The sequence below is a fragment of the Edaphobacter sp. FHG110511_03 genome (genome assembly GCF_059115365.1).
In genome coordinates this window covers 387219-400126 of sequence record NZ_JBZYWL010000003.1, presented here as the reverse complement: position 1 = coordinate 400126, position 12908 = coordinate 387219, and the positions used below count along the sequence as shown (strand labels likewise).

Genomic DNA, 12908 nt, shown 5'->3' with positions numbered 1-12908 from the left:
TGAAACTCAACACGGAGCTGATGCGTCAGTATCCGTGAACCCCACCACATCGTAGTTACTGCGTGAGCCGTGACGCTCCGCAGGGCAAGTTCGATTCACGACCTTGGCCTTATCGCACGACTTCGCGTCGCTGCGTCGTCACATTCCTGCACCCTAAAATCGATATCCCGCGTTCAACGCGTTCGGAGGAAGCCTTATGAGTTCCAGCATTCACACAGGTGTTTCACGCAGGTCCTTTATGCGAATTCTCGGGGCAGCCTCGGCCGCGGCGTCCTCGTTTCCGGCTCTTGCCGCGGTCCAACAGACGACGGGCGCTCCGGCGCAGGGTCCCGGCACGCGCCGCGGCTTTGGCGGCGGTATGGGCGCGACGCGCGGTCTCAATCCCGACACCGTCATCATCAGCTCCAACGAAAATCCTCTTGGACCGGCGCAGTCGGCGCTTTCGGCGATCGGCGAGACAGCTCCGCTGGGAGGCCGCTATCACCAGGAAGAGACGATGAAGACGATTGCGGTCTTCAACGATCTGTTCAGCCTGAAGCCGGGCTATGTTGCATTGACTCCTGGATCGGGCGGTCCGCTGGACCTGGCCCTGATGTCGAACATCGGACCCGATAAGCCGCTCGTCTATGGCGACCCGAGCTACGAGCAGGGCTTCCGCGCCGCAGAGACCATGAAGGCCCCTAAGGTTCCGGTTCCCCTGAACGCCGCTTTTGCCCACGACGTAAAGGCGATGGTGAAGGCACACCCTTCTCCCGGCGCTTACTACATCGTGAACCCCAACAATCCGACGGGGACGATTACTCCGCGCGAGGACATTCTGTGGCTGCTGGCGAACAAGCCTGCGGGCTCGGTGGTGATCGTCGACGAGGCGTATCACCACTTCTCGGAACAGGATTCGGTGATTGATCAGGTTGCGGCGGACAAGGACATTATTGTCCTGCGGACCTTCTCGAAGATCTATGGCATGGCGGGTCTCCGAGCAGGTGTCGCGGTTGCGCGGCCCGATCTGCTGGCGAAGTTCTCGACGGTTGCGGCCCCGGCCCGCAGCCTCGCCAGCATCTCGATCACGAGCTCTGCCGCTGCCCGCGCCAGCCTGCAGGATAAGGAACTGGTGCCGCTGCGTCGCAAGATCAACGCCGATGTTCGGGCGGAGACGCTTGAGTTCCTGGAGAAGCACAACTACAAGGTGCTTCCGGGATCGCAGGCAAACTTCTTCATGGTCGATGTAAAGAGGCCAGGCCGTGACTTCCAGGCAGCCATGATCAAGGAGAATATCGCGATCGGCCGTTCGTGGCCGGCGATGCCGAACTACGTTCGCGTCACGGTTGGGACCAAGCAGGAGATGGCAAAGTTTCAGACGGCGTTCGTAAAGTGCATGGACACGGCGCCAGGCACGGTGAATGGAGCGTCGCTGTACATGCCGGAGTATCACGTTCCTTCGGAGCTGTATCGCGGCTAACGGGCTGGCGGATCGATAAACAGAAGCCCCGGCAAATGTGTCGGGGCTTTTTGCTGCAAAAGATTTGCCCAGGGAGAGCTCTCTGCCTGGTCCATGGCTTGCCGCAACGCGGTAAACTTGCATTCATTATGGAATTGATGGGTTGTGGAACGGCGCTGGTGACTCCCTTTCGCGGGGACTCGAGCGTGGACGAGGGCGGGCTGCGCGCGCTGGTGGAATGGCAGATCGAAAGCGGCATCAGCTTTCTGGTTCCCTGCGGCACGACCGGCGAGGCGGCGACGCTGAGCGAGGACGAGTGGCTGCGGGTAGTGGAAGTGGTGGTCGAAACAGCAGCCGGGCGGGTTCCGGTGTTTGGCGGATGCACGAACAACTCCACCCATGAAGCTGTGGAGAAGGCAAAGAAGTTGGCGCAGGTGAAAGGGCTCACGGGAGTCCTGACCGCGAATCCTTACTACAACAAGCCGGGTCAGGAGGGCCAGTACCAGCACTTTCGCGCGATTGCGGAGGCGGTAGACCTTCCGGTGCTGCTGTACAACATTCCTGGCAGAACGGGAGCGAACCTGGAGCCGGCGACGGTGCTTCGGCTGGCAGAGCTTAAGAACGTAATCGGGATCAAAGAGTCGAGCGGAAATATCACGCAGATTACTGAACTCCTGACGACTGTTCCCAAAGGCTTTAAGGTCTTCGCCGGAGACGACTCGGTGGCGCTTCCGGTGCTGGCTCTTGGGGGTGCAGGGTTAGTTTCGGTGGCGTCAAACGTACTTCCGACAGAGATGTCGACGATGGTGCGATCGGCACTGGCAGGCGACTGGGAGAAGGCGCGGAGCCTCAACCGCCGCTACTTCCGGCTGATGCTGGCGCACTTCTGGGAGCCGAGTCCGGCTCCGGTGAAAGCTGTGTTGAAGATGATCGGACGCGGCGAGGATGTGCTGCGGTTGCCGATGGTGCCGGTGAGCGATGCTGGTCGGAAGCGGCTGGAGGTACTGGTTGCAGAGATTGGACTGCTCCAGGCGGTCAATTCCTAAAGAAGTCTTTTATTTCCATGCTGTCCCGGACAAAGACATAGCTGCAGAAACTGGAATGGAATACGGTTCGAGCTTTCGCTCGAACGCCCACCTTAGCCGCTTCGCGGCGAAGATGGGGCACCCGGATAGACGATGATTTTTTTCTGAGAAGAGGTGAGAGGTGAGCTTGAACGGTTCGTTGCAGGAGAGGGTTGAGCACTGGTTCGCGCAGGGCGCGGAGGCAATTGGGAACAAGGACGCAGAGGCGGCATTTCTGGAGCTGCGAGGAGCCCTCGAGGCTGGTTCGCTGCGGTCGGCGGAGCCCGACGATTCCCTTCCGCTGGGCTGGCGGGTCAATGCGTGGGTAAAGCGTGGCATTCTGCTGGGCTTTCGGCTAGGCCAGATGGTGGAGATGGGCTGCCAGGACGGGTTCGGATTCGTCGATAAAGCGACGTATCCGGCGCGGCGGTTTGCTGTGGCCGATGGGGTGCGCGTGGTTCCGGGCGGATCGAGTGTACGGAGCGGGGCGTACTTGTCCAAGGGCGTGGTGGTAATGCCGCCGGCGTATGTGAATGTAGGGGCGTATGTCGATGAGGGGACGATGGTGGACTCTCACGCGTTGGTGGGAAGCTGCGCGCAGATCGGCAAGCGCGTCCACCTGAGTGCGGCAGCGCAGATCGGCGGCGTTCTGGAGCCAGTGAATGCGAGCCCGGTGATCATCGAGGACGATGCCCTGGTGGGCGGCAATACGGGAGTGTACGAGGGTACGATCGTACGCAAGCGCGCCGTCATCGCGGCTGGAACCGTATTGACACGTGGGACGCCGGTGTACGACCTGGAGAAGGGCGAGGTTTATAAGGCGACGGCGGAGTCGCCGCTGGTGATTCCAGAGGGGGCGGTGGTCGTTCCGGGGTCCCGAACCGTAACGAAGGGCAAGGGCGCGGAGTGGGGACTTAGCATTGCTGCACCGGTCATTGTGAAGTATCGGGATGAGAAGACGGAGCTCTCGCTGGTGCTGGAAGACGTGCTGCGGTAAAGACCGCTTTGTAAGTTATTTGACTTTGAGGGTGGCTGAGGCCATCCTCAAAAAATTTTAAGAGCAGGCGACTAACCAAGCTCTACAACATCTTCGCCTGTCCCTCGGTTTTGCACAGTCGGAATAAAACGACAGTCTCACGTGTTTCTCCTTTGTTCGCAGCGAGACGAGTTGCAGAAAGGCAGAGCAGAAGGACAGAGATGAATATCGCGATCAAGACACTCATATTCGGAGGCATCTTGGCGGGCGGAAGCAGCATGCCGGGTGCAACGAAGGCACATTCTAAGACCATTGTTGTTGAATCTCCATCCACGTTCCCGCAGCTGGCACAGAGGGATGGAGCCGCGATATACCTTCATGACACCAGCGATGGGCGAACCCTCCTTTACATCGAATCGAAGACCGGCGACGACCTGACTGTCTTAGATGTCACTGATCCGAGGGACATTAAGCGTATCGCGCGGGTGCCGGTTGCTGCGTCCGGTCCTTTCGACTTTGTTCAGAATTTGAATGCTTCCGCGGTATTGGTTCATTATCACAATCACCCCGGCTATGCCGTTCTGGACTTGAGGAAGTACAAACGGCCGCTTTTCAGCGAGTCGCCGCAGCTGGCAAACGCGGGAGGCGCTGAGGTGCTGGGAACGACAGGCCTCTTATTGAGCTCAGATAGCATCACTAAAAACGCGCTGCCGGAACCGTCCCATGTCTCACGAAGCTACAACGTCGTCGATACGTCGAGGCCTTCGAAGCAGGTTTTATTGGCTACGGTTGCCGGAGTAAAGCAGCAGGTGAAACGGCCCGACACCGGAACAATCTTCCTGTTGTCTGAGGATGGAGTTACAGTTGTACGGCTTCTGCAGATCGAAGAGAGGCATGTCATTGATGCGCTGCAGAATACAGCGCAAGAACGGTAATGAAATGGATCAGTGATCAGGCACATGAAGAAAGAACGTCGAGACATCCCTGATCCAGCTTCTCTCTGCGATTAATTCAACGTGAAATTGCTGATGTGCCACGACGAGGTTCCCGTGCCACGGGAACCTCAGCAATCCTTCCTGAGAGAAGAAGAGTAGAGCCTACGGTGCTAAGATTTAAGATTCATGGCACAAGATAAGTTGAAGCTGATTCCGCTGGGGGGGTTGGGCGAGTTCGGAATGAACTGCATGGCCCTCCGCTGGCAGGATGACATACTCGTCATCGACGCTGGACTGATGTTTCCCGAAGACGAGTTGTTGGGTGTGGACATCGTCGTCCCCGATATCAGCTACCTGACTGAAAATCGCGACAAGGTACGCGGCATCGTTCTGACTCACGGACATGAGGATCATATCGGCGGCCTGCCGTGGATCCTCTCGGAGCTGAACGTTCCCGTCTACGGCACAGAGTTCACGCTGGCGTTCGTGGAGGGCAAGCTCGAAGAGCATCATCTGCTGGACGATGCGGAGCTGAACGAGATCATTCCCGGGCAGCGGGTGACACTGGGACCGTTTTCGATCATGCCGATCCGGGTGACCCACTCGCTGGTCGACTGCGTGGCGCTGGCGATCCATACGCCTGTGGGCGTGGTTCTGCATACGGGCGACTTCAAGGTAGACCTTTCCCCCACGGACGGACAGCCGTTCGACCTGCAGGCGTTCGCGGAGCTTGGGAAGCAGGGCGTCCTTGCGTTGCTGCAGGACTCCACCAATGTCGATCGCCGCGGCTACACGCCCAGCGAGAGAGCAGTGCGTCCGCGCCTGGACGAGATCTTCGCTCAAACGGAGAAGAAGCTGTTCTTCAGCTGCTTTTCGTCCTCGATCCACAGGATTCGGCTGGCGATGGAACTGGCAGCCGCGCATGGACGAAAGATTGCAATCATTGGCCGCTCGCTCGACAACTCGACCGAGATCGCACAGGACCTGGGTTATCTGGAGCCTGCACCCGGTCTGTTGATTCATCCCGGACAGATCAAGGACTTTCCGCCGGAGAAGCTGTGCATCATGATCAGCGGGACCCAGGGTGAGCCCATGAGCGCGCTCAGCCGGGCTGCCGTCAACAATCACAAGTTTGCCCGTATCGATGCTGGCGACACGGTGCTCATGAGCTCCCGAGTAATTCCTGGCAACGAAAAGTCGATCTACCGCGTGATTGACCATCTGGAGCGGCGCGACGCGAAGGTGATCTACGACGATGGAACAGCGGGGCTGATCCATGTGAGCGGACATGGAAGCCAGGAAGAATTGCGCCTGATGATCAATCTCGTCCGGCCGAAGTTCTTCGTTCCTATCCATGGGGATTACCGTCATCTGAAGCGCCACGTGGAGCTGGCCTCGTCGATGGGCCTGATTGAGAAGGCCATCCTGATGGAGGATGGCGAGGTTCTGGAGCTGGACAGGAATTCCGCGACGAAGACAGGAAGTGTAACCGTGGGCAGGGTCTGCATCGATTCGGGAGGCGCGGCCTCCGATGTCGTGGAAGACCTGGTGATCCGGGACCGCAGGCACCTGAGCGAAGACGGAATTGTGCTGCCGATCATCGCAATCAACAAAGGCACGGGAAGGCTCGAAAACCTGCCGGAGATCGTGATGCGCGGGATGGCCGTGCCGGAGGAGGAATTAATCGCAGAAGCGCGTCAGGTCGTACAGCGCACACTGGATGGCTCCTCCAGCGAAGAGAAGGCAGACTATGGGGTCGTCAAGGAGAAGATCCGAACGGACCTGAAGCGGTTTATCCAGAAGAGCATGAGCCGGAGGCCATTGATTATGCCGGTGATCCTCGAGATCTGATCTCCGTTGCACTACAAAAACTTAAGAAGAAAAGGCGCCCTTTAGGGCGCTTTTCTTCTGATGGAAGACAGGGTGCCGTCAAGGGTACGTTCCGGAGAAAACCGCCCTGACCCGGCGTAAGATGAACTTCGACTGTGAAATACCTAGAAAAAGCGGACAAACCGGCAATATTCCGGCAGACACAAGAAGACAGCGGGCAGATGAGAAAGCATGGTGACCTATGTTGAGTTCTTCATTTTGCCGTGACCTGACTCTGGTCTTTGCGGGGGTTCTGTCGGCGCTGGGCACAACAGCGGCAGCCCAGCAGCAGCCTACGCCCGCTCAGCAGACAAAGCCCGCTCCCGCGCATTCGGCAAAAGACAGGCCGAAGATCGGCCTGGTATTTGAGGGCGGCGGAGCGTTGGGGTTTGCGCATATCGGCGTGCTCGAGTGGATGGAGCAGCACCATATCCCGGCTGATTACATCGCCGGAACGAGCATGGGCGGCCTGGTGGGAGGACTCTATGCCTCAGGCATGGATCCGGATGAGATCAAGGCGTTCGTAAGACAGATCGACTGGGCCACCGTGTTGAGCGGCCAGGTTCCCTTTCCGGCGTTGAGCTATCGGCGCAAGGAGGACAAGCTTGCGTATCCCAATCGGCTTGAGTTCGGCTTAGTCCACGGAGTTCGTCTTCCGAGTGCGCTCAACTCGGGCGCGGCTGTCGGGCTTCTATTTGACCGTGCACTACTTCCCTACTGGGATCTGAAGAATTTCGACGAGCTGCCGACTCCGTTCCGCTGTGTGGCCACGGAGCTGCATACCGGCCAACCGCATGTATTCGAAGATGGATCCCTGTCGCAGGCTCTTCGAGCTACGATGTCGATTCCGGGAATGTTCGCGCCCGTGCATCACGACAACGACCTCTACTCCGATGGCGGCGCCGTGGATAACCTGCCGGTGGACGTTGCCCGGGCGATGGGCGCGCAGGTCGTAATCTCGTCTTACCTCAACGTAGGCCCGGCGAATCAGGAGGCTCTTGGAACCCTGACGGGTGTGGTGGGGCGGAACGTCTCGATTATGGTGGCGGCCAACGAGATCAATAGCCTTAAAGACTCCGATATCGTTGTCTCCTCGGATGTGAGCAAGATCGGCACGCTGGACTTTGAGAAGAACGAACAGATTGTTCCGCTGGGATACAAGGCGGCGGAGTTAGAGGCAACAGCGCTCAAGAAATACGCTCTGAACGACGCGGACTGGGCCGCCTATATGGCCGAGCGGCATGCACGACGCAGGACACACGTTCCCGTGCCTCAATTCGTCGAGGTTTACGGGATTGGCGGGATGCAGCAGAGCGATATCCAAGCCAGGTTTCAGAAATATGTAGGAAAGCCGATCGATCCGACCGAGATCGAGCAGAGCATTGCCGATCTGCAGGGAACGGGACTCTACTCCACGATCAACTACAACATGACGGAACGGGACGGTAAGGACGGCCTTTTGATCCGGCCACGAAATAAAACGTGGGGACCACCGTTCATGAATCTAGGGTTTCCTATTCTCGCGAACAACGCCAACGACGTCTCACTGGGAATCGGCGTACGCGCGACATTTTTTAATGTCGCAGGTCCGGGCTCGGAACTAAGGCTGGAGGGCACGCTAGGGCAGCCTGCAGGATTGAATGGTGAGCTATTTAGGCCATGGAAAGCAGGTTCGCGCGCCTTTGTGGCGCCTCGCGCCTATCTTTCACGCCAGATCAACCCGTACTACGAGGGAAGTCAGCAGGTAGAGCAGTACAGGGAGAATCGCAACGGATTGGGCTTGGATCTTGGCTATCTGTTCAATAGGCGAACGGAGTTGCGTGTGGGCGAGGACGTTCAGTGGTTCAATACGCATCGCACGATCGGCACAGGTGGACTGCAGGAGTTCAGCCTGATCCCCTTCGTCAGCCGGGTCCGGTTTCAGTATCTGGGTCAGAACGACGTAATGGTGCCAACCGCGGGCAGTGTCGTATCGGCGACCTATAACTACTTCACGAAGCGCCCGAACGAGGGGGGAGGCCTCTCTCAGATGACGGGACGGCTGGAACACTTTATGCCGATTCGCTCGAAGGGTGTCATCGTCACTCAGGTTCTTGGGGGCACAAGCTTCGGAGCCAGCAATCTTGGGCTGGCTGGGCTTACCCTTGGCGGCCCTTTACGATTGAGCGCCTATTCGAGGAACGAGCTGTTGGGTACGGATTACTTCCTGGGTCAGGTTGGATATCTACACCTGCTGGCAAGACTTAACCCGATCTTTGCAGACGCAATCTATGCCGTAGGCGTCTACGAGATCGGCAAGATGTATGGGGGAAATGCGCAGACACCTCATACTCCTAATGACGTGGCCGGTGCGGTCGTGATCAAGACACTCATCGGTCCGGTGATGGGTGGCCTCAGTATCGGCGACAGCGATCATCACAGGTGGTTTTTCTCAGTGGGCCGGGTCTTCTAGGTTCTATCCTCTTAGATCGACGAAGCAATTTATGATGCTCTCTATGAGCGAGTTTGTAACCCTGGACGAGATACGGGCCGCCAAGGAAAGAATCAACGGTGTCGCCGTCAGAACGCCACTTTACCGCGTAGAGCGAGCGCGTTTGCAGATGGCTAAACTGGCGGAGCCTGCGTTCGACCTCTACATCAAGGCGGAGAGCGAGCAGCCGATCGGCAGCTTCAAACTGCGCGGGGCGTACAACATGGTCTCGCAGCTTTCACCCGAGGAGCGGTCTCGGGGAGTCATTACCTATTCGAGCGGCAACCATGCCCAGGGAGTCGCTTACGCGGCAAGGGCGCTGGGCGCAAAGGCCGTGATCGTGATGCCTTCCAACGCGCCTGAGGTAAAGAAGGCGGCTACGAAGGCGTTAGGCGCGGAGATCGTCGAGGTTGGACCGGCATCGTCGGAGAGACGAATCAAGGCGGAAGAGCTGGTCGCACAGTTCGGATATGCGATGATTCCGCCCTATGACGCGCCACAGATCGTTGCGGGCCAGGGGACGTGCGGGCTGGAGATCGTGGAGCAGCTTCCGGATGTGGACCTCGTGATCGCGCCTGTGAGCGGCGGAGGTCTGCTGAGCGGGACTGCTACCGCGGTGAAGCTGGCGGCCCAGGAGGGGCTGGCCTCGCCGGAAGTAAAGGTGTGGGGAGCCGAGCCGGAGCTGGCCGCAGATGCGCGGGAGAGCTTCTATTCGAAGACGCTGGTGGAGTGGCCGGCCGAGAAGACGGTCCGGACGATTGGCGATGGACTGCGGACGCAGAGCCTGGGGGTGCTGAACTTCGCGCATATTCTGCGCCATGTCGACGGAATCACAGTTATCGCAGAGGACGAGATCTTTGCGGCGATGCGCGTCATTCTGGCTGCAACGAAACTAGTCGCGGAGCCCAGTGGTGCTGTGGCCCTGGCGGCGGCCTTGTTTCATGCCCATGAGCTGCCCAAGGCTCGCAAGGTTGCGGTGGTGTTGAGCGGGGGAAACCTGGAGCCTGCGTTGCGCGAGCGTCTCGACAGCGAGATTGCGGCCGGGGCAACCGTATAGGAACGAACGCCGTTGCGACTCCGTCTAATCTAATATGTCGGCTATGCGAAACGAATGGTTGCGTCGGATGAGTGCGGGTGCTGCCCTGTTGCTGGTGTGCTCGGTGGCCGGGGCGCAGAAGAAGAACAAGAACGATGCCGGTTATGACCGCGCAGCCCGGGCGACGGTGCTGCACGAGGCCACTGTCTATGTGGCTTCGGATGCGAACTCGCAAAAGGTTTCGTTGGTGGCTCCCGGTCACGAGGTTGTCGTCGTAGAGCGCAGCTCGCCGTGGGTAAAGGTCTTCGCGAACACGGATGTCCAGGAAGATCCTGAGGACAAGCCGGAGTTTGGCGACGAGGCTGCTCCTACTCCCGCGTCGGGATGGATTCGCGATAGGGGCGTGGTTGGGCCGACAACGCCCAATGGCGACGTGATTCTTTATGGCACCGCAGCGAATCTCGAGGACGCAGCCACAAAGCCGAACGCTCCGAAGGACGCGGCGATGGAGGCTCACCTGTTATATCGCCGGGTGGCGGAGTATTTTCCGCAATCGACCTTTGCGCCTGAGGCGGCGTGGCGCTCAGCGGACATTCGCTGGCAGCTGGAGAAGCGCGACATCAGCACGCTGCCTTCAGCCAAGGAGCAGGATGCCATCCTGCGCCCCAAGCTCTTCGAGGGCGAGATGAAAAAAGTCATCAAGAATTATCCAGGCTCGAAGTACGCCGCGATGGCTGCCTTCGAGATGATTGACAACAAGCTGTGCGGCGACTGGCAGGGTCTGCCAAAGTGCCCGGAGATGGAAGCAGAACAGTACGAGAAGTATGTGAAACAGTTTCCGGACGGTCCGCGAACCGCAGAGGCGCTCTATAACGCGGTCTATCGCGAAGCTACCGTCGTAACCATGTACACGGTGCAGGATGACAAAAAGAAGGCTGATGGCGCTGCAGCGAAGACTCAATCGCTGGCCGCCGATATGAAGGCGAAGTTTCCGCAGACCGACTATACGGCCCGGGCCGTGAGCATCGCCTATAAAGTCCAGCAAGGGATCGCCATCTATGGCAACGATCGCGACTGACCGGAACGAGGTTGCGATCCGCGAGATTGTGCCTGAAGACGCAGGCGCGATTGCGGAACTGAGTGGCCAGCTGGGCTATGAGGCCTCCTCCGGCGAGATGAAGGAGCGCATCGAAGCGATGCTTCCGCTCCCAGACGATCATCTGGCGGTTGTAGCATGCATCCACGATGAGGTTGTGGGATGGGTTGAGGCGGAGGTTGTTCGTCACCTGCAGTCGCCTGTTCATGCGCTGATTACGGGGCTGGTGGTGAAGGAGGGTGTCCGCTCGCTTGGAGTCGGTAAAAGGCTATGCGCCGAAGTGGACCGCTGGAGCCGGCAGAGGAACGTCCCGGTAATTCGTGTGACCTCGAGAATGACTCGCGAGCGGGCGCACCGGTTTTACCTGAGAGAGGGCTTCGTTCAGACGAAGACCTCTGCCGTGTTCGAAAAGGTACTTTCCGATCACGCCTGATACGCATCTTCACGGGGAATTAAGGCTGAGCATGTAGCATAAACTTATGCCGATTTTGAAGGTTGTTGTGCTCGCCATTGTGCAGGGACTCGCAGAGCTGCTGCCGGTCTCGAGCTCCGCTCACGTCGTTGTCGCTGAAAAACTGATGGGATTGGATCCGTCTTCTCCCCAGATGACGCTGCTGCTGGTGATGCTGCACACCGGAACGATGTTTGCGGTAATCGCATACTTCTGGAAGCAGTGGAAGAAGAGCTATTTCGCAAGCGGCGATATGTTCAAGCGGTTCCTGATCCGCGCGGTCTGGGCGACGGTTCTTACGGTGGTGATCGGCGGAGCTCTGAAGGTCGCAATCGAGAAGACGATGTTTCATGGCGCCCCGAAGGCGGAGATCGAAGAGCTCTTCGGCAGGCTGGACCTGATTGCCCCGGCGCTTCTGGCAGCCGGGATTCTGATCCTGATCGCCGGCCTTCGGGAACGCAAGGGCGCTGCAACGACGCAGGTTTACGGCAACAGCGTGACCATGGGACAGGCGGGGTGGATGGGAGCGGTGCAAGGTCTATGCCTTCCCTTCCGCGGCTTCTCCCGCTCAGGGGCAACCATCTCAACCGGCATGCTGGCTGGAGCCGGAAAGGATCGCGCGGAGAGATTCAGCTTTGCGCTTGCCGTCCTGCTGACGCCCCCCGTGGTTCTGCGTGAGGTCATGCGACTGGTGAAGGCTTCGCACGAGGCCGCGGCGGCGGGAACCGTCATCGATCTGCAGAGCAGCGTGGCGACGAGCCTGATCGGGATGGTGCTTGCATTCTTCGCAGGCCTGGTAGCCCTGAAATGGTTAAGCGCATGGCTCGAAGAGGGCCGATGGTATCTGTTCGGCATCTACTGCCTGGTCGCTTCGGGCGTGGTCTTCTATCTGCACCATCTTGGATATTAAAGAACGAGAGTGACGAGCGGAGTCATTCCGTTCGCCACTCTTGATTCGATCTACTACTTCGCGGCTGCCGTATCGCGATGATCTCGCACATAATCATGTGTCGTAAGGATGTGGTCCTGCTGTTCGGCCAGCATCTGGCGGACGGGCAGGGGGAGATCCTGCTTCAGGGCATCGGTGTAAGCCTCTTTGATTGCGTCTTCCCCTTCTTCGGCGGTTGCCAGCAGGGTGTGATCTCCTCCGCCAAGCTTGGCCTTCAAATCACCCCAGACACGGTTGATGGTGCCAGCCGTTGTTCCAGATTCCTTGATGTCGTGAACGCCATTCTGATGGAGAACCTCTTCGAGGTCGCCACGAAAGCTGGCTCTCTTCAGGGATTCGGCGAGGAAGTATCGCTTGAGGGTCTCGTCCTTCAGGTGATCCCCTATCTCCGCGAATCCCTTCTGGCTGTCGATGAGAGTGCTGATGACAGCTCGCAGGGCAAGATTCATCTCATTGCGCTTGGCAGCGTCAGTGGACATGCTGAAACCTCTTTCATTTCAAATTTTAATGGCCAGTTGAGCAGGGTCCGCCGGCTGTCAGCGATTCTCCTTCGCCGGCGGCAAGCAGGAGAAATCGCGAAAATCCCGCTCCCCTGCTCACCGGATTCTAAGGGCCGCCGAAGAT

The 12908-nt window shown here is 58.6% G+C and carries 11 protein-coding genes; 10 read left to right on the top strand and 1 reads right to left on the bottom strand.

The features are described 5' to 3' along the window. Positions 1–238 precede the first annotated feature (238 nt). From AC5S26_RS15085 to AC5S26_RS15040, 10 genes are all read left to right on the top strand, one after another. Positions 239–1459 carry an aminotransferase class I/II-fold pyridoxal phosphate-dependent enzyme gene (locus AC5S26_RS15085; protein WP_494185732.1) on the top strand — a complete coding sequence of 407 codons (1221 nt, stop codon included), beginning with the start codon at positions 239–241 and terminating at the stop codon, positions 1457–1459. A gap of 128 nt (positions 1460–1587) precedes the next feature. Further along, positions 1588–2484 carry a 4-hydroxy-tetrahydrodipicolinate synthase gene (gene dapA / locus AC5S26_RS15080; protein ID WP_494185731.1) on the top strand — a complete coding sequence of 299 codons (897 nt, stop codon included), beginning with the start codon at positions 1588–1590 and terminating at the stop codon, positions 2482–2484. Between the two features lie 160 nt (positions 2485–2644). After that, positions 2645–3499 carry a 2,3,4,5-tetrahydropyridine-2,6-dicarboxylate N-succinyltransferase gene (locus AC5S26_RS15075; protein ID WP_494185730.1) on the top strand — a complete coding sequence of 285 codons (855 nt, stop codon included), beginning with the start codon at positions 2645–2647 and terminating at the stop codon, positions 3497–3499. 200 nt (positions 3500–3699) lie between these two features. Beyond that, positions 3700–4413, top strand: a complete 714-nt coding sequence (locus tag AC5S26_RS15070; RefSeq protein ID WP_494185729.1) for a hypothetical protein — start codon at positions 3700–3702, stop codon at positions 4411–4413. Positions 4414–4599: 186 nt separating this feature from the next. Further along, positions 4600–6264 (top strand): ribonuclease J, encoded by a 1665-nt coding sequence (locus AC5S26_RS15065; RefSeq protein ID WP_494185728.1) that lies wholly within the window; start codon positions 4600–4602, stop codon positions 6262–6264. 220 nt (positions 6265–6484) lie between these two features. Continuing rightward, positions 6485–8734, top strand: a complete 2250-nt coding sequence (locus AC5S26_RS15060) for a patatin-like phospholipase family protein (protein ID WP_494185727.1) — start codon at positions 6485–6487, stop codon at positions 8732–8734. Positions 8735–8777: 43 nt separating this feature from the next. Further along, positions 8778–9809, top strand: a complete 1032-nt coding sequence (locus tag AC5S26_RS15055) for a threonine ammonia-lyase (RefSeq protein WP_494185726.1) — start codon at positions 8778–8780, stop codon at positions 9807–9809. A 67-nt stretch (positions 9810–9876) separates the two neighbouring features. After that, on the top strand, positions 9877–10866 hold the full coding sequence (locus AC5S26_RS15050) for a tetratricopeptide repeat protein (protein WP_494185725.1): 990 nt from the start codon (positions 9877–9879) through the stop codon (positions 10864–10866). Beyond that, positions 10847–11317 carry a GNAT family N-acetyltransferase gene (locus AC5S26_RS15045; protein WP_494185724.1) on the top strand — a complete coding sequence of 157 codons (471 nt, stop codon included), beginning with the start codon at positions 10847–10849 and terminating at the stop codon, positions 11315–11317. Before AC5S26_RS15050 ends, AC5S26_RS15045 begins: the two co-directional genes overlap by 20 nt. Before the next feature lie 46 nt (positions 11318–11363). Then, positions 11364–12245, top strand: a complete 882-nt coding sequence (locus tag AC5S26_RS15040; RefSeq protein WP_494185723.1) for an undecaprenyl-diphosphate phosphatase — start codon at positions 11364–11366, stop codon at positions 12243–12245. Positions 12246–12298: 53 nt separating this feature from the next. Here the strand turns inward: AC5S26_RS15040 and AC5S26_RS15035 are convergent, their stop codons facing one another. Further along, positions 12299–12763 (bottom strand): PA2169 family four-helix-bundle protein, encoded by a 465-nt coding sequence (locus tag AC5S26_RS15035; protein ID WP_494185722.1) that lies wholly within the window; start codon positions 12761–12763, stop codon positions 12299–12301. Positions 12764–12908: the final 145 nt, after the last annotated feature.

What these genes read in the sequence shown, in the direction of transcription:
- AC5S26_RS15085 (WP_494185732.1), top strand. Translation starts at nt 239, where the DNA reads ATGCGAATTCTCGGGGCAGCCTCGGCCGCGGCGTCCTCGTTTCCGGCT.
- AC5S26_RS15050 (WP_494185725.1), top strand. Translation starts at nt 9,877, where the DNA reads ATGAGTGCGGGTGCTGCCCTGTTGCTGGTGTGCTCGGTGGCCGGGGCG.
- AC5S26_RS15070 (WP_494185729.1), top strand. Translation starts at nt 3,700, where the DNA reads ATGAATATCGCGATCAAGACACTCATATTCGGAGGCATCTTGGCGGGC.
- AC5S26_RS15035 (WP_494185722.1), bottom strand. Translation starts at nt 12,763, where the DNA reads ATGTCCACTGACGCTGCCAAGCGCAATGAGATGAATCTTGCCCTGCGA.
- AC5S26_RS15040 (WP_494185723.1), top strand. Translation starts at nt 11,364, where the DNA reads ATGCCGATTTTGAAGGTTGTTGTGCTCGCCATTGTGCAGGGACTCGCA.
- AC5S26_RS15055 (WP_494185726.1), top strand. Translation starts at nt 8,778, where the DNA reads ATGAGCGAGTTTGTAACCCTGGACGAGATACGGGCCGCCAAGGAAAGA.
- AC5S26_RS15060 (WP_494185727.1), top strand. Translation starts at nt 6,485, where the DNA reads ATGTTGAGTTCTTCATTTTGCCGTGACCTGACTCTGGTCTTTGCGGGG.
- dapA (WP_494185731.1), top strand. Translation starts at nt 1,588, where the DNA reads ATGGAATTGATGGGTTGTGGAACGGCGCTGGTGACTCCCTTTCGCGGG.
- AC5S26_RS15065 (WP_494185728.1), top strand. Translation starts at nt 4,600, where the DNA reads ATGGCACAAGATAAGTTGAAGCTGATTCCGCTGGGGGGGTTGGGCGAG.
- AC5S26_RS15045 (WP_494185724.1), top strand. Translation starts at nt 10,847, where the DNA reads ATGGCAACGATCGCGACTGACCGGAACGAGGTTGCGATCCGCGAGATT.